At 37.2% G+C, this 16,551-nt stretch carries 21 protein-coding genes; 17 read left to right on the forward strand and 4 right to left on the reverse strand.

Features of this window, described 5'->3' with window-relative positions:
- Positions 1-7: 7 nt before the first annotated feature.
- Positions 8-715 carry a hypothetical protein gene (locus MMB69_RS07210; RefSeq protein ID WP_221785396.1) on the forward strand — a complete coding sequence of 236 codons (708 nt, stop codon included), beginning with the start codon at positions 8-10 and terminating at the stop codon, positions 713-715.
- A gap of 811 nt (positions 716-1,526) precedes the next feature.
- On the opposite strand, the gene MMB69_RS07215 is transcribed toward MMB69_RS07210, so the two are convergent.
- Entirely contained in the window at positions 1,527-2,054 is a 528-nt protein-coding gene (locus tag MMB69_RS07215; RefSeq protein ID WP_221785398.1) for a cupin domain-containing protein, read from the reverse strand.
- A 275-nt stretch (positions 2,055-2,329) separates the two neighbouring features.
- On the opposite strand from MMB69_RS07215, the gene MMB69_RS07220 reads away from it, so the two are divergent.
- The 3 genes from MMB69_RS07220 (at position 2,330) to MMB69_RS07230 (ending at position 3,576) form a co-directional block, all read left to right on the forward strand.
- Positions 2,330-2,518 carry a hypothetical protein gene (locus tag MMB69_RS07220; RefSeq protein WP_013058178.1) on the forward strand — a complete coding sequence of 63 codons (189 nt, stop codon included), beginning with the start codon at positions 2,330-2,332 and terminating at the stop codon, positions 2,516-2,518.
- 243 nt (positions 2,519-2,761) lie between these two features.
- Positions 2,762-2,938, forward strand: a complete 177-nt coding sequence (locus tag MMB69_RS07225) for an aspartyl-phosphate phosphatase Spo0E family protein (RefSeq protein WP_223260221.1) — start codon at positions 2,762-2,764, stop codon at positions 2,936-2,938.
- A 248-nt stretch (positions 2,939-3,186) separates the two neighbouring features.
- Positions 3,187-3,576 carry a MerR family transcriptional regulator gene (locus MMB69_RS07230; protein ID WP_221785399.1) on the forward strand — a complete coding sequence of 130 codons (390 nt, stop codon included), beginning with the start codon at positions 3,187-3,189 and terminating at the stop codon, positions 3,574-3,576.
- Positions 3,577-3,656: 80 nt separating this feature from the next.
- Here MMB69_RS07230 and MMB69_RS07235 read toward each other — a convergent pair whose 3' ends face one another.
- Together MMB69_RS07235 and MMB69_RS07240 are read right to left on the reverse strand one after the other, a co-directional pair.
- A complete protein-coding gene (locus MMB69_RS07235; RefSeq protein ID WP_277447477.1) occupies positions 3,657-4,712 on the reverse strand; it encodes an NAD(P)-dependent alcohol dehydrogenase in 1,056 nt (351 codons plus the stop codon).
- Positions 4,713-4,868: 156 nt separating this feature from the next.
- Positions 4,869-5,129 carry an HPr family phosphocarrier protein gene (locus MMB69_RS07240; protein WP_221785400.1) on the reverse strand — a complete coding sequence of 87 codons (261 nt, stop codon included), beginning with the start codon at positions 5,127-5,129 and terminating at the stop codon, positions 4,869-4,871.
- 269 nt (positions 5,130-5,398) lie between these two features.
- Between MMB69_RS07240 and MMB69_RS07245 the strand changes: the two genes are divergently transcribed.
- Entirely contained in the window at positions 5,399-6,118 is a 720-nt protein-coding gene (locus tag MMB69_RS07245; RefSeq protein ID WP_264408156.1) for a nucleotidyltransferase domain-containing protein, read from the forward strand.
- 81 nt (positions 6,119-6,199) lie between these two features.
- Here MMB69_RS07245 and MMB69_RS07250 read toward each other — a convergent pair whose 3' ends face one another.
- Entirely contained in the window at positions 6,200-6,943 is a 744-nt protein-coding gene (locus MMB69_RS07250; protein ID WP_277447478.1) for an SDR family NAD(P)-dependent oxidoreductase, read from the reverse strand.
- Between the two features lie 117 nt (positions 6,944-7,060).
- Here MMB69_RS07250 and MMB69_RS07255 point away from each other — a divergent pair, with 117 nt between their 5' ends.
- The 12 genes from MMB69_RS07255 (at position 7,061) to MMB69_RS07310 (ending at position 16,340) form a co-directional block, all read left to right on the forward strand.
- Entirely contained in the window at positions 7,061-7,903 is an 843-nt protein-coding gene (locus MMB69_RS07255; RefSeq protein ID WP_277447479.1) for a LysR family transcriptional regulator, read from the forward strand.
- A 190-nt stretch (positions 7,904-8,093) separates the two neighbouring features.
- Positions 8,094-8,513 carry a GNAT family N-acetyltransferase gene (locus MMB69_RS07260; protein ID WP_269871260.1) on the forward strand — a complete coding sequence of 140 codons (420 nt, stop codon included), beginning with the start codon at positions 8,094-8,096 and terminating at the stop codon, positions 8,511-8,513.
- A 375-nt stretch (positions 8,514-8,888) separates the two neighbouring features.
- Complete coding sequence (locus MMB69_RS07265; protein ID WP_264408150.1) at positions 8,889-9,302, forward strand: GNAT family N-acetyltransferase; 414 nt, start codon at positions 8,889-8,891, stop codon at positions 9,300-9,302.
- A 120-nt stretch (positions 9,303-9,422) separates the two neighbouring features.
- The gene (locus MMB69_RS07270; RefSeq protein ID WP_277447480.1) at positions 9,423-9,734 is read left to right on the forward strand and encodes a hypothetical protein; all 312 of its coding nucleotides are present in this window, start codon (positions 9,423-9,425) and stop codon (positions 9,732-9,734) included.
- A gap of 148 nt (positions 9,735-9,882) precedes the next feature.
- Entirely contained in the window at positions 9,883-10,410 is a 528-nt protein-coding gene (locus tag MMB69_RS07275; protein ID WP_264408146.1) for an RNA polymerase sigma factor, read from the forward strand.
- Complete coding sequence (locus MMB69_RS07280) at positions 10,394-11,473, forward strand: DUF4030 domain-containing protein (protein WP_277447481.1); 1,080 nt, start codon at positions 10,394-10,396, stop codon at positions 11,471-11,473. The genes MMB69_RS07275 and MMB69_RS07280 overlap by 17 nt, the downstream gene beginning before the upstream one ends.
- A 67-nt stretch (positions 11,474-11,540) precedes the next feature.
- The gene (locus tag MMB69_RS07285; protein WP_264408143.1) at positions 11,541-11,804 is read left to right on the forward strand and encodes a YesK family protein; all 264 of its coding nucleotides are present in this window, start codon (positions 11,541-11,543) and stop codon (positions 11,802-11,804) included.
- Positions 11,805-11,867: 63 nt separating this feature from the next.
- Entirely contained in the window at positions 11,868-12,593 is a 726-nt protein-coding gene (locus tag MMB69_RS07290; protein ID WP_264408141.1) for an ABC transporter ATP-binding protein, read from the forward strand.
- Positions 12,590-13,417 carry an ABC transporter permease gene (locus MMB69_RS07295; RefSeq protein WP_277447482.1) on the forward strand — a complete coding sequence of 276 codons (828 nt, stop codon included), beginning with the start codon at positions 12,590-12,592 and terminating at the stop codon, positions 13,415-13,417. Before MMB69_RS07290 ends, MMB69_RS07295 begins: the two co-directional genes overlap by 4 nt.
- Positions 13,418-13,430: 13 nt before the next feature.
- Positions 13,431-14,204, forward strand: a complete 774-nt coding sequence (locus tag MMB69_RS07300) for an ABC transporter permease (RefSeq protein ID WP_264408137.1) — start codon at positions 13,431-13,433, stop codon at positions 14,202-14,204.
- 7 nt (positions 14,205-14,211) lie between these two features.
- On the forward strand, positions 14,212-14,889 hold the full coding sequence (locus MMB69_RS07305) for a response regulator transcription factor (protein WP_264408135.1): 678 nt from the start codon (positions 14,212-14,214) through the stop codon (positions 14,887-14,889).
- Positions 14,877-16,340, forward strand: coding sequence for a sensor histidine kinase (locus MMB69_RS07310; RefSeq protein ID WP_277447483.1), 1,464 nt, complete (start codon positions 14,877-14,879; stop codon positions 16,338-16,340). Before MMB69_RS07305 ends, MMB69_RS07310 begins: the two co-directional genes overlap by 13 nt.
- Positions 16,341-16,551 lie beyond the last annotated feature (211 nt).

Below are 16,551 nucleotides of genomic sequence, written 5' to 3' on the forward strand. Positions count from 1 at the left end.
AGCATATATGAGTCATCAAAACACTCGCCTTAAGGAAGCATTAGACGATTGGTACGGTCAGCTAAGCTCCCAAATGGCTGCACCATTTTACTTACTATCAAATGCGTTTCTGACAGCTGGGAATCTATCAGCAGATATGATGGGAGTAAGGGAAAAGACCGTAAGTAATAGAGATGAACGTGCAAATTTTACAATTGAAACTGCTAACATTCCGTCAGAAGTGTCTTCATTTCTGAAAGAAAAACAGCAGGCAAACGAGCTTCAGGACTATATAGTAAGACTCATACAGCAAGACTTGCAAAAAACGAGTAAAGAAGAGGATGTAGAAACGCTCGTTCATTCACTTCGAAAAGAGCTGTTGGGCGAAATTGACTTACTAAAAAAAGAAATGAATTCACGTCTTGCTGCAAATCGTGAGGAGTATGAGTCTAAGCAGGCAAATGAACTTCAGGATTATGTAGCGAAGCTTGTGGAACAAAACGGGCAGAAAGACAGCAGGGAAGAAGATTTTCAATCGTTAGTCCATTCATTAAGAACCGAGCTGTTAGGCGAAATTCATTTGCTTAAAAAAGAGCTTGGCTCTGCGTCAGCTCCTTCTTATAAGCAACTGAAACCCGTTAAAAATGAGGAAGAAGAAACATTTAAAGAAGGTCAGTTAATTAAAAGTGAAAAAGTGACCGGAACCATTCAAGAAGATATCGATGTAGATTTCTAAACAGAAAGTAGAGGCGTGATATGCCTCTACTTTTATTATTTTTCTATTTAAAATGGAGCTGGGGCAAAAGTAATTTAGTAGAAGAAAGGTCCGAACGAGTTTAATTCTTGAATGTGAAACCAACTTGTTCGGGTTTTTTTATTGGTACGGTGAACGTAGGTTTCATGTGTTTAGATGCTTCTAGCTGTTAATTGGAGGGCAAGGCGAAGACTCCTGCGGGAAAAGCGGAAGGGATGAGACCCCGCACGAGCGCAAGCGACGAGGAGGCTCATCGTCCGCCCGCGGAAAGCGAAGCCTTGCACGGAAATTAACAGCGGTCCAATGTAAAGGCTTTAGCGTATAAATCATAACTCTTTTTTGTTTCTTTTTAGCTTTTTTCGAAAATATAAGCAAATATCAAATGTAACGATGGTACCAATACTGCATTTTATCATAAACCAAAATAACGATTCGTTTATGCCAAATCCGCCAATCGAAGCTTTAGTTCATTTAGCTGCCTGAGAATTAAATTTATGTCGTTTTCATAGGCCACAGTAAAAGATTTAATCACAAGCATGGTCATAATGACTGCTTCTACAGATACATATAGAATTTTTCTTGCTAGTTTAAGAGAAGGATTTACGTTTGATTTGGGAATTTTATAAAATAATTTCATAGCCCGTTTGCCTTTCAGTTATTTTAAGCTGTTTAAAAAGATTAGTTTATTCTATAATTAATTCTTTCCTTGGCTATAAAATCCTTTATGTATAGCAAGTTAAAAAAAGCCCGCTAGAAAACGCAGTACACCGATTTTCTAGCGAGCTTATGTTAGTTAATGTTCTTCAGCTAAGGCATTTGCTTTTGTCACATGAACTGTGCCAAACGGATGGTTTGGAGGAGCGTAGATGGAGTAAAGCTTTAGCGGAGTGGTACCTGTATTAGTGAGATCATGCCACGTTCCGGCAGGGATAAATATCGCATCATCATCGTAGACTTTTCGTTTAAAGGTTAGGTTGTTTTTACTTTTGCCCATTTGAACAACGCCTTGCCCTTGTTCAATGCGCAGAAATTGATCAACGTTAGGGTGGATTTCTAAGCCGATATCTTCACCGGGCTTGAGACTCATTAACGTCACTTGTAAATGTGTTCCCGTCCATAAAGCAGTGCGGTACGTATTGTTTTGCTTTGACGCTTCATTAATGTTAATAACAAACGGCCTTGGGCCGTAGTCCTTTAATTTACCGTTTCTTTGCTGAAATTGTTCGCTGGTGTGATAGTGATTCGGCACATAATAACTATATGGGTGCCAGCCGTAGTACACTGGGGTCTGCCACTGATGATAATAAGGTGTATAGTGCATACTCATTCTCCTTTTCTCGTTTGATTTTTCTTTTCATCCTATGCTTTTGTCAAAACGGTTGATACCATTTGCCTTTTTGTCCGCGGTCTTTATGCGCTTATTTTTTGCTGAAATCATGTGATTAATGATTTATCTGAGCTCTTCGCCTGTTTTTTGGTCGTTAAAAAATACTTTCATCACTTTAATACGATAATTCAGTAAAAAATATATCGTATGAAAACGTTTTATTTGATATAATTTTAGAAGATGAAAATTATTTTAAAGGGTGACGTTCATTGAAAGAAAAAAAACTTCAAGAATTAACTGAACATCTTAATAATTTATTCAACAATTTAATTCATGGATCTATCACAGAAGGTGAATTTAATGAGCTGTCCGAAGAGCTTTACAGAAAGCAAACTAGGCTGCGCTATGAGATAGAGTGTGAGAAAGGTTCGTATTATAGAGAATATTTTAGAGGCTAAGGCTTTGTATTAGACTGCTTTATAAGAAATAAGAAAAGACCTCCATTTGGGAGGCCTTTTTCTTAATTTCTAGCAGAAAGTGGAGTGATACTTTCTATTTCAATAAGTATATTAGTATATTTACTTTATAAAAAATACAACTGTTGAAGGTCTAAAACTCGCTATTCACCCCCAAAAACCTGTATGATAGGTTTAAGATTACCGCATATGAGATATATGTATAGTAAAAAGGGGTGATGAGCTGTGAAGTGGTATAAAGGAGTTGTCATGCAAGTCTTAATGACAGAAATCGAAACAGCAAGAGAGCACATGGTTATGTTAGGACTTACAGAAGGTCTTACAAGTCGTAATACAGTTCGAATCAGTCAAACCCTTGATTATTTATTAAATGAACTAAGTAAAGTGATGGCCGCAGATTAATCGTATTTTATATAAAAATGAAAAGAGCTGCTGACTTCACGGCAGCTCTTTATAAGTTGCCTTAACGTTTACTTTAGTGTTTATGATACTATTTATACAGTTACCTCATAGCAAAGAAAATAGCGGAATCTATTATATATATTGTATAGTAGAAACCTAGAAAATGAGTTGAAAGCACCCGTGAAAAGGGAAGCTTAGATACATAAAGCGAACGCCGCACGAAGAATGGCGATGGAGGGTATAGTGGAATGGAATATCATATTAAAGAGGCCGCTGCAAAGGTAGGGCTGCCTACGCACACGCTTCGATACTACGAACAGCAAGGGCTTTTGCCTTTTATAAAAAGAGATGAAAACGGGAATCGTATTTTTAGCGAGTCCGATATCGAATGGCTAGAATTTATTATTTGCTTACGGAAAACGGACATCTCTCTTTTAGAATTGCGTAAGATTGTTGAATTAACACAGAAAGGTGATGATACAATCGGTTTGCGCAAGGAGATATTTGAAAAGCATAGAGAGAAAATGATGGAAAAACAAAGAGAGCTGGACGCAGCTTTTAGAAAAGTTGAAACGAAAATTGACTACTATGATAAATTAGAACAAAAGTATCAGGAAGAACTTTCATCTAAAGCCTAATTTATCGTTTGTTTTTCTTATTTTATAAAGAATAAAAAGCGGGCAGCTAATTCAATTAGCTGCCCGCTTTTCTTCTAAACTTACAGTGTAGAGATATCAATAACAAATCGATAGCGAACGTCGCTGCGAAGAACGCGCTCGTACGCTTCGTCTACTTGATTTGCATGGATAACTTCAATCATAGGAGCAACGCCGTGTTCAGCCGCAAAATCAAGCATTTCTTGTGTTTCACGAATGCCGCCTACAAGTGAACCCGCAATGCTGCGACGTCCCATGATAAGCGAGAATACGCTGTATTGATCTGGGTTAGCCGGTGCACCAACGTTAACAAGCGTTCCATCTACGCGAAGTAATGATAAGTATTGATCCACGTTCAGGTTAGCCGATACCGTGTTTAAGATAAGGTCAAAGCGACCTGCTAATTCAGTGAACGTTGCCTCATCACTTGTTGCAAAATAATGATCTGCACCAAAGCTTAGAGCTTCTTCTTTTTTATTGTTAGAACGGCTCAATACCGTCACTTCAGCACCCATTGCATGTGCAAATTGAATCGCTACATGTCCAAGACCACCCATTCCCACGATCGCCACTTTTTTACCAGGACCAGCATTCCAGTGCTTTAACGGAGAAAATGTTGTAATCCCTGCACATAGAAGAGGACTTGCTGCATCCATACTTAAATTATCAGGAATACGAACAACGAATCCTTCTTTTACGACGATTTTTTGGCTGTAGCCGCCGTATGTACGGTTTCCGTCATAATCCAATGAATTATACGTTTGAACAACGCCTTTTGTACAGTATTGCTCGTCACCGTTTACACAGTACTCGCACTCTCCGCAAGAGTCAACGAAACATCCAACGCCAACGCGATCGCCAACCTTGTATTTTGTTACGTTTTCTCCAACCGCTTCAACTATTCCTGCGATTTCATGACCAGGAACCATCGGGAACATCCCGCCGCCCCACTCATCAAATGCACTATGAATATCAGAGTGACAGATACCGCTAAACTTAATATCAATTAAAACGTCGTCTGCTCGCAGTTCTCTGCGTTCAATTGTCGTGTTCTCGAATTTTGCCTTTGCATGCGGCGCACTTAAAACACGTGATGTTGTTATATGTTGATTACACATAAGTAAAAACACAATCCTTTCGTCATTTGATGTATTTAAAAGCTACAACACTAGCTTAAACGTTAAAGTCGACTTTAAAGCAAGAGTTTTTTTAAAAAAAATTTTGCTTTCTATGATTTTATGAAAAAAGAGAGTAAGGGATAGTGTAGCAGCTTTTTATCTATGTTTAGTTAAAAGAAACTCTTCAAGGGCGCGAGCTGCGGCGTGTTCATCCGCTCCATTTGTCAGTAACGTTATTTCATCTCCTTTTTTAACAGCTAAAGCCATGACCTTTATGATACTTTTTCCACTTACACATTTTCCATCTTTCGCAAGAAAAATGTCACTTTGAAACGAGCAAGCTTCGCGTGCAAATAAAGCCGTATGTCTAGCTTGAAGTCCTCCAGAAAGCTGCACCGTCATTCTTTTAATCATCATTGTATTTCCCCTTTTTTGTATTTTAAAAACTATAAAACTAGCTTAGTCGTTAAAGTTGACTTTAAGGCAAGAGGTAATTTGGATAAAAGAGTCATTTATGAATGTATGGAGAGCAGCAATCGTTTCTACTAGTCATTTAAATGATGGTAACTAAAAGGAAATACGGTACACATGTTCAGGAAGGTTAAATAAATAAGCACTTATTTTTAAAGGAATTTCCACTCCCTAACCAGAAAAACAATACAGATATCATTTTCTGGAGGAATACGATGAAAGAGCTAAAAAAGTTAGAACCGCTGCAAGCAGCTACACGATTTATTTCTAAGCATTACCCTAATTGTCAAGGCGCATTACTCGCCGGAAGCGTGGTGAGAGGAGAAGCTACACATACGTCCGACCTTGATCTTGTTATTTTTGATGAGGATTTTACTTCTTCTTTTAGAGAATCACTCATTGAATTTGGATGGGCCATTGAAGTTTTTGCCCATAATCTGACTTCATACCAAGCCTTTTTTAAAAGCGACTGTAAGAGGGCTAGACCGTCACTGCCAAGAATGATTTCCGAGGGAATTATTTTAGCGGATAAAGGAGTCGTGCAGTCTATAAAAAAAGAAGCGAAACAATTACTAGAAAAAGGCCCGGAAAAATGGCCGGAAGAGACGATTAGCTTAAAAAGATATTTTATAAGCGATGCCTTGGATGATTTAATTGGTTCTTCAAATACAGGTGAAGCACTTTTTATTGCCAACACGCTCGCTTACATAACGCACGAATTTGTGTTAAGAACAAACGGTCATTGGATCGGGGATTCTAAATGGATTGTACGGTCTTTGAATCACTATAATGAACGCTTTAGTAAAGAGTTTGTGGAGGCATTTGATACCTTTTATAAAACAGGAAATAAAGATAAAGTAATTCAACTGGTGGATAAAGTGTTAGAACCACATGGGGGCCGGCTGTTTGAAGGGTTTTCACTGGGGAAAGAATGATAAAATCAGTAGCCTTGTTAGAACCCCACTATTAGTTCTTGCTAGTAGCGGGGTTTGTTTTTTAGGAATATTCATATATGCTTAAAGAGTTTGTCCGTTATCAATCGTAAACACTTGGCCGGTCACGGACTCTTGCTTTAACTGAAACAGAATAGCATCTGCGATATCTTCGGGAGAAGAAATGCGCTGAAGAGGTAAATTTCCTGCCAGCTGATACATTTTATCTTCGTTGCCAGACCACCACCTTGTGTCGACTGCACCGGGAGAGATGCAGTTTACTCGAATATGGGGTGCCAGTGCGATCGCTAACGATTTTGTCATCGTATGAATCGCAGCTTTTGTTGCTGCGTAGGGAATAGACGAGCCGATGCCGGTTGTACCCGCAACGCTTCCTACATTAACAATCGCCCCTGACTTTTGCTTTTTCATATGTGGAACGGCTGCTTTTACACAGTGAAACATGCCTTTTACGTTTACATCGTATAAAGAGTCCCATACGTCATCCGTTGCAGACTCTAAGTCATGCATGGGAATTTGAGCGGTAATACTAGCGTTATTCACTAAACCATCTAATCGTCCAAATTGTGCAATCGTTTGATGAATCATTTCATTCACTTCGTGCTCGTTGGCTACATTCGCTTTAAAAGCAAACGCGATGCCGCCTTTTTCAGCAATCTCTTCCACAGCTTTTTTAGCTTCCTTTTCTGAGTTGCTGTAGTTTATCACAAGTTTTGCGCCTTTATCGGCTAACTTTAAAGCGGTTGCTTTACCTACGCCAGTGCCGCCGCCCGTAATAATAAATACTTTATTTTTAAAATCGATCATTTCTATAAACCTTCCTTTCTCTTAACATCTTTTATTATATCTTCGATGAGAAAAAGGATATAATAGGTAATACTAAGAGAGGTATCATTTAAAATGATATCAACGGAGGAATTGAGATTGGAAAGCCAAGACTTACGAATTTTTAAATGTGTCGCAGAATCAAAGTCACTATCAAAAGCTGCGGAGTTATTAGGATATGTGCAGCCGCATATTAGCCAGCGGATTAAAAATCTAGAGGAAGAGTTAGACACCAAATTATTGATACGTACGAATCGAGGAGTCACGTTAACAGGTAAAGGGGAAGCTTTGTTTAACTACGCCCAGCGTATTTTATTGTTAATGGACGAGGCTAAGGCAGAAGTTAATCCCAACAAGTTTAGAAAATCTTTAATTATCGGGGCTTCGCAGACGGTTTCTGCTATTAAAATTCCTTCTTTATTCTCATCTTTTCTGAAAGAACACCAAAATATTGAAGTTAAAATAAAAACAGATAGAAAACAAGTCTTGCAAGAAATGCTTTCGTACGGAGAAATTGACGGACTGTTTCTTAGCGGTACCTATAATGAGGCTCAGTTTGAAACGGTTTATCACTATGCAGAAAAAATGGTGCTTATCTCACCTCTACATGAAGCTAGGGAAGAAAAAGACCAACCAACGATACTCATCAATAGTGATGTAAACTGCATCTATAGAAACAGACTATTAGAGTTTTCAAAAGAACATCATATACATAAAGCCAATATTATGGAATTCGATTCATTAGAAGCTATTTTACAAGGCGTCCGTGATGGACTTGGAATGAGTGTAGTCCCCGCTAGCGTAGTAAATTCTCGTAGTGATATACAAAGCATTCACTATCAAGAGCTTTTAGAAGACGTTCAAATTGATTTTGTAGTAAAGAAAGGAAAGCAGCGTTCTCAAAGTCTTAAGAAGTTTATTCATTTTTTAGGGAGTCTATAAATTGAGTATTTATTTTAGGTTCAAATCGGATATGATTTGAACTTTTATTTTTGTCTACATTTATATATTGAATATATGTTTTTATACCCTTAATACTCGTTATGATTTGAAAGATAAATGAATGATCCACCAAGGACTTTTGTTTTTGAAAACAGAAATAGTTTATATAAAAATAAAAGGAGTAGGTTTTATGAAAATTTCCCTTTCCAGTTCTATAGAAAATGTTGAGTGGTCGAGAATGAAAGAAATTTACCACTCCGTAGGGTGGAAGAACCATGATGATGAAAAAATAAAAAAAGTATTTCAATCAAGCAACGTAGTAGCGATTGCTTATGATGAAGATAACATAGCAGGGTTTGGCAGAGCTCTTTCAGACGGTGTGTTTAATGCTGCGATTTATGATGTTGTGGTTGACGAGCAGTATCAAAACAAAGGAATCGGACAGCAAATTATAGAAAACCTGCTTGCTCAGCTTGATGATATTTCATGTGTTCATCTTGTATCCACATCAGGCAATGACGAGTTTTATAAAAGAGCAGGATTTCGGAAAATGAAAACCGGAATGGCTCGTTATTTAAAACGCACCCTAGCGGAAGAATATTTGGAATGAGCTATGTCTAAGACAAGTAGGTGACATTTTAGAGTATGTGCCAGATGAATAAAGAGGGCATAGAAAAAATCCAAGTAGTTCAGTTTTTATAGAGAAACAATAGAAATATCATATCAATTCTAAAACCAAATCGCATACTGCTGCACAGCGTTTAGGTATTACTGACAGGGTAGTTGATTTGAAGAATATAATTTATCTGAGGTAAATAGTTGATCGTGATTATTACAAAGCAGTGTACAGTAAAAGGGGTTTTTTGTTTTTAAGTCGAATATCTTATAGTAGCTGGAGAAATGTTTGGAGGTCATTGTTTTGTTACTTTACTATTGATATATCATCTGCCTAATTACAAAAAAATAAATTAGGAGTTGATATATAATGATATATAAAAATTGTCTTAATGAAATTTCATCTGATATGTTGAAAGGTTTTTTTGTGGATTGGCCCAACCCTCCAAATCCACAAACTCACTTAAAACTGTTGAAAAACAGCAGTAAAGTGGTCATTGCGCTAGATGAAAATACTAATCAAGCGGTTGGGTTTATAACAGCAATCAGCGATGGAGTTCTATCTGCCTATATTCCGTTCCTTGAAGTTTTACCAGAGTATAAAAGTAAAGGCATAGGCAAAGAGTTAGTAAAGCTAATGTTAAAAGAGCTTGATGATATTTATATGGTGGATTTGTGTTGTGATGATGACTTAGTTCCTTATTATGAAAAGTTTGGAATGCTAAAATCAAACAGTATGCTCGTAAGAAATTACGAAATGCAGTCGGGTATTTCAGATAAATAAATAGACGAAAAAACGCTTGGGAAATGTCCAAGCGTTTTTGTGTGCTGGATTTTTTACTAAAACTCACAAAAATTCAAATGTAATATGGTATTATTCCTTTTAGTTGGGAGGATATTCAAAATGAGTATATCAAAAGAAAATAAACCGATTGGATTAACCGTTATTTTGCTGGCGGCCGCGTTTGTTGTATTTTTTGCAAATCGGCTGCTTCCCCAAAATTCAATTTTTCCAAGTGAAACCGGTGATTTGACCATTCTGCTGTGGCTGTTTTTTGCGATAGATGTTGGCTTTATTGTGGCATTAGCTTTAGGAGTTCGAACAAAAAAGCCGAGCGTTGTGTGGTTTAGTATTATAGCAAATGGCACCTTTTTTGTGTTGCTTTCTGGCTTGATTTTTTTATTAGCAATTGCGAATGGAATTTCGGAACCGTAAGCTGCTGGTTAGCTGAAAATTTCATAGATTGTGATAGTAAAAGCTTTCTGCACAGGAGAGCTTTTTTATTTTTGTAAATAAAAACCACAACTTTTTTTTATAGATTACGTCTAAGTAACGAATATTAGTTAAAAGGATGGTCAGAACATTGGAAAATACGAAAAAAGAAGAGATTGAGCGTTGGTATGACGAACATAGTGACGCCTTATTAAAATTTATTTTGATGCTTGTAAAAGATTATCAGCAGGCTGAAGATTTAGCTCACGAAACATTTGTAAAAGCCTATCTTTCTTATGATTTATTTCAGCAAAACGCTAGTGAAAAGACGTGGTTGTTTCGTATTGCCCATAATGTAATGATGGATTATTTTCGAAAACAAAAGCCTACTAGTCTTTTAAAAGACTTTCTTCTTTCGAAAAAGGATCATGCTCGTTTACCTCAAGAGATGATTGAGCTTAAAGAAACCTCTTTAGAGCTGTATCAAGCGTTAGGAAAGCTTAAAGATTCACATCGTAAAGTTATTTTACTGCGCAAAGTTCAAGGTTTTTCTGTTAAAGATACAGCGACTATTTTAGGGTGGTCTGAAAGCAAAGTAAAATCAGCGCAGTTCAGAGCAATTCCTGCTTTAAGAAAGCAGTTAGTAAAGGATGGATATGTATATGAAGAAACCGTTTAATTCTTATATAGATGACAATTCACTAGGAAAATTGAATGAGGAGTTGATTTGGGAACCAACGAGAAAGCAAGAGCATAAACAAAGGCTTTTAGAAACAATAAATCAATTAGAATCTTTACCACCTGTAAAGTCTAAAAGAAATCTATTTTCTATAAAACAAAATCGCTTTTTAAGAAATATTGTATATTGTGGTATTGCTCTCTTTCTTTTGAGCGGAGCATTCATTAGTTCAGCATTTGTTTCTCCAGCAATGGCGCAAGTAGCTGCTAAAATCCCTTATTTAGGACAGATTTTTAAGCAAAAGCCTGTAGCCGATGTATTGTATCAAGAGCTTGAGAAAAAGGGATATAAAACGGCTAGCGTGGGGCAGACCTATTATGGAGGAAAAAAAGAATTAGTTGTATCGGTAGAAGGTTCGGAGAAGTATTTTAATAAGGTTCGAGGAGACATAACTGATATTGCAACCAACATTTTGTCTAAAAGGCAATATGATGCCTATACGTTTAAAATTGAAAGAATGGAGCCGTATGTCTATACGGAACCGAATGCACAAGAGAAAAAAATTGAAAAGATTCAAACTGATATTTCTATAGAATTAGAGAAGCATCATTATGACTTTTTAATAGCTAACGTTAGTTTTAAATCTCCGCCAAGAGTAGAACTGGAAATTCCTGATACAGAAAAGAGAGTAGAAGAAATAAAAGCCCTCATTCAGGCTGTTCTCGCTGAGAATAAGGCAGAGAATGCTTCCATAAAAATAAAGAAAATAAACCTTAAGAAACGTGACCAAGACAATCGATGGGGAACTATTGTTACGGATGTGGGTGAAGACTTATTTGGAAAAGAGAAATATCATGTAAAGATGGTAGGCTATTCTGTTCATCCCGAACCACAAGTATTTATCTACACTTCATTAAGCGTTTCCGAAGATAATAAGAAATTTGCCGATGAACTTAAAGGAATTATCGATGAATTTCTTAAAACAAAAGAAATGAAAAATAAAGTGAAAGGTGATTCTTACACAGTTGTGATTTATGGAAAAGGGAATAAAAAACTAAATTAAACACAACACTTAAAAATTTTTCTATGTATGTTCCTCAATAACAGATATTTTGAAAGGTTGATAGACGATGATGATAGGCGGTCCTTTACTTATTGCACTGCTGCTAGGTGTGCTTTTACTCCTTGTAACCTGGCTGTTCAGAAAGATGAAGTGGAACAAGGTCATTAGAATGATTCCTTCAATGCTAACCGTTATTGCTGCCGCTGTTCTTTTTTATATTAGCTATGTAGAGGTAAGAGGCTTTGAAGGTGCGGGCTATGTGTTTTTATCCATGTTTTTGCTTTTATTCGCAGTGGTATCCTATATCTTAGCTAAAAAACCTGTACAATAATTTTTATAAACTTTATAAATCCTTTATAAATCCCTCCTATACTACGTGTAGGAGGGATTTAATATGAAAAATATTATTTTAGAGGTAAGAAGCGTTTCAAAAAAAGTAAGGCGTCGCCACTTAGTAAAAGAAGTATCGTTTCAAATTAACGAAGGGGAAATATGCGGACTGCTAGGGCCAAACGGAGCTGGTAAAACGACGTTAATTCGTTTATTGACGGGGTTGATTAAACCAACTGGGGGAGAAGTTTTTATTAATAATAAACATATTGTTTCACAAAGAAAAGAAGCGCTGCAAAGCGTTGGTGCGATTGTAGAGTCCCCCATCTTTTTTCCTTATATGACAGGAAAAGAAAACCTGACAAATTTAGCTCGACTGCATTCATTTTCGACAAAACAAGAGAGGCAGCAAAGAGTAAAAGAAGTGCTTGATATAGTAGGATTAACCGGCAGGGAAAATGATAAAGTTCGAACGTATTCTCTTGGGATGAAGCAAAGGCTTGGCATTGCTCAAGCGCTCTTAGGCGACCCGGACTTATTAATACTGGATGAGCCAGCCAACGGCTTAGATCCAATGGGCGTACGTGAACTGCGCGAGCTGCTTTTTACGTTAAAACGCGATTATAACAAAACGATTTTGATTTCTAGTCATTTGCTGGATGAATTACAGCGAGTGTGTGATCAAATTGTGGTGATGAGAGAAGGAGAGCTAATGTGGGACGGCGCTTTAGATCAGCTGGCATCTGGTAAAAATCTTGAAGATGCGTTTGTAGAGCTGGTGTCACAATGAAGGAGCTGTTAGTAGCGGAGTGGGAAAGACTTTGGAAACGAAAAGTGACGTGGCTGACCTTTCTATTAGTGCCGGTGGTGCTATTGGTCGCTTCTTCCTATCTCCAAAAAGAAAACGGAGCACTCACAGTCGATTTACCACAGTATACGTTTGCGGGAAACTTTCCTGTACTGAGCTTAGCCGAAATGTTATTTACCCTTTTTAATGGAATGTTTTTAGTTTTTATTACGCTCGTTGTTACTGAAGAGTACAGATCCGGACAGCTGCGAATGGTCATGATCCGCTCGTATTCGTTTAAAGAAATTATCATAGCAAAAGCCGCAGTGATTTTGCTGTTTAATTTACTGTTTTTTATTACGTATTTTTGTATGAGCTATGTGATAGGCTTTCTGATATTTGAACACCCGCAAAGCTACTTTGTATTTTATCACAGTCATGCTTTTAGCATAAAAGAAGCGCTAGTATATAATCTTGTATTCTATGGATATGCCTACTTAACGACGATTGCGATATGCTGTGTGCTGTTTTTTATCTCTGTTATCAGTAAAACGACCACTACGGCTGTTGGAATCGGCGTGGCTTTTATACTAATCTCGTTTTCGTACCCGACTTTATTAAGAGGATTTAGGCAGTGGATGAGTGAAGAGCTCTTTGGACAGCTGTTTTTTACTTCCGTACCGATGATTCAATGGCAGGGCATTACAGTCATGATGGCGGAAAAACCGCAGTTTGTAGGGTGGAATTTTGGCGTGTTAGGATTTTATATTTTATTCTTTGGTGGTTTAACGTATTTAGCTATTCGAAAAAAAGAATCATTTCTATAAAAGGAGAGAAGACATGATGACAGGACTTTTTATCAGTGAATTAGAGCGAACGTTCAAACGGAAAAAGACAGCGGTGGTACTAGGTGTGTACATAGGATTACTTGCTTTTATTTGGTTCATTTTCTTTCAAAGGGGAGGCATTTCGTTTTTTGATGCAGAGCATGATGTGAAAATTGATTCTTTAAATGCAGCACCGCTGCTTCTTCGAGACCTATCGTTTGTGATTACGTTTATTGTTATTCCTATGTTTGTGGCAGATAGTTTTAACGGCGAGTACACGTCCGGAGCGCTACGTATGGTATTAATTCGACCGCATCATCGTTTGAAGCTGTTTTTTGTAAAGTGGGCGGTTCAATGTTTACTAGTTTTTATTATTCTTTGTATTACGTGGGTAGTGGGGACATGCCTTGGAAAAATAGCTATGCCTCATGTAAATGAAACGACGTTTTTAGGCGGACATACGCTAGGGACTTTAGGGGCGTTGCTATATTCGCTCAAATTTTACGGGATTTGTTTTTGTATCTTTATAGCGGTTATTAGCATCGGGAGTATTATGAGTGTTCTTATGCCTAATTCCATTTTATCTTACGTAGCAACTATTGGTGCTTTGATTGGAAGCGTGTATGTGTCAGATAAATTAAGCTTCTTTTTCTCCGTAACGGATTCTGTTTTTCATGAATTAAGCAAGCCAAACTCTGAATTTTTAGTAAACCTATTATTTCCAATTTTGCTTATTAGCCTTATAATAAACCTATTCGTATGGAAAAAGAAAGAATGGGTAGGGTGAGCTGGAGATGAAGCAAACAATTTTGTTAGTAGATGATGAAAAAGACATTATTTCATTTATGAAAGATGCGCTGAGTGATGAAGGATATGAGGTGTTGTTCGCTTACGAAGGGCAAGAAGCGTTAAAAAAGCTAAAAATAAATCCAGACTTAATTGTGCTGGATGTGATGATGCCAGGTATGGACGGCTTTGCTCTTTGTGAACTGATCCGAAAAAGCATATCATGTCCCATCATCTTTTTAAGCGCAAAGCAAACGGAGCAGGACCGGGTAAAAGGACTATTAGTCGGTGGAGATGATTATTTAGTTAAGCCTTTCAGTATGAAAGAACTAAAAGCCCGCATTTATGCCCATCTGCGCCGAGAACAGAGAATTAGCAGCAACTCCTATAACAGGCTTCATTTTGGAGAGTTAACTATCGATTTAAACGGCTATCAAATTTTACATAACAATGAAGTGATTCCGTTTACTTCAAGGGAGTTTGAGGTTATTCATTTCCTCGCTCTTCATCCAGGTCAGGTGTTTACACGTGAGCAGCTGTATGAAAAAATTTGGGGCTACGACGCGGAAGGAGATTCGTCTACGATTACAGAACACGTGAAGAAAATTAGAGCAAAACTATTAAAGTATGACGAAACGCCTTACATTTCAACGGTTTGGGGAATTGGCTACAAATGGGTAAAATAAAAAAATGGATGAACCGGGCGACGTTAAAAGCGCAGTTTGTTTTATCTTTTCATTTGATTTTGCTGTACAGCCTGCTTGCGACGCTTTTAACGTGGGGAATTGTCATCTTAGTGAACTGGTTTCTTATGCCCGGAGCACTGAATCCAGCAAATTATTATGAAAAACAAATTCCTGATATTTTGCAGTTTGTGAATAAAAAAGAGGATGAGCTTCTTTCGAAAGATGTTCAAAGCCAAGTAGAAGCGGTGATTCCGCTAGAAGGAATGGATTATCAAATTATAAATAAAGAAGGAGAAATCGTGTATGGATCCATGTCCACTTCATACATAAAAAATAAACGGGATCTTTATTCTCAGGTCAATACAAATATTCATTCAGGTAAATATATTATAAAAGTCTATCCGCTTTTTAATTCAAAAGACGAAGTAAACGGGGCGATTGCTCTAAGATATCAATTAAATGTGGCTTCGGCTAATCCAAATATTAAATGGATTGTTGCGCTTGTAACGTTTTTATCGTTAGCCAGCCCGTTTCTTTACTTTTATTTGTTTGCTTATTTGTTTGGAAGACGATTTAGCAAAAAAATTGAACGGCCTTTTAATGAGCTGATGACCGCAGCCAAAAATATTCAGCATAATAATTTAGATTTTTCGCTGTCCGTGACTCAAGACGCAAAAGAATTAAGTCAGCTGCTGCATGCCTTTGAAGAAATGCGAAAAGAATTAAAGCAATCGCTATCTAAACAGTGGCAGCTAGAAGAAGACCGCAAAGATATGACGGCTGCGATTGCGCATGATTTACGAACGCCTCTTACGATTATTCATGGACATACGGAAATCTTAGTAGAAGGAAGCAAAAAGGACCGGGAGAGGCTTAATCGATATTTACATACGATCTACACAAATACACAGCGTTCGATTCAACTATTAAATCAGCTACAAGAAGTATCTGTCATAGAAAATCCGGGCTTTACTGTAAAACGGGAACCTATTGATATCTATACATTTGTTCATGAGAAAGCGGACGAGTTTCAGCTTTTATGTCAAAAAAAAGAGATTGCATTTGTATCTTTAATTAGTGTAGAAGATGCATCCAATCAATTTTACGGAGATCCTCAACGCATTTCTCAAGTATTAGATAATATCATCACAAACTGTATTCGCTACACGCCTGAACGAGGGGAGATAGTTTGGAATACCCTCATTCATTATAACGAAGTAATCTTTGAAATATATGATACGGGTCCTGGGTTTACACTATCGAACAAAGAACAGCTGTTTAAAAAGTTTTACAGAGAAGATGCGTCGAGAACAAGCGGCCACGGAAACTTGGGACTAGGTCTTTACATTGCTCATTCCATTGTGAAAAACCACGGAGGAAGCATCACAGCCGATAACAAGGAGACGGGAGGAGCATTGTTTAAGATTGTTCTTCCGATAGAGAAAGAGTAAATGCATAAAAAAAGAACCCTCAAAAAAGAGAGTTCCAAAAAGGGTAAGTAAGAAAGAAATGTACATGTTCCTTTGGGGGACTGCATCTGTACAGTAAAATTTATACCCCATGTACATCTGTTGAAACGTTGAAAAATAATCCAATAATAGAAATGAATAATTGATAATATACTTTATAATCTATAAAAAAGACTGCAAAGCCGTTGTATCC

The organism is Priestia sp. P5 (assembly GCF_029522155.1).
GTDB lineage: Bacteria > Bacillota > Bacilli > Bacillales > Bacillaceae_H > Priestia > Priestia megaterium_E.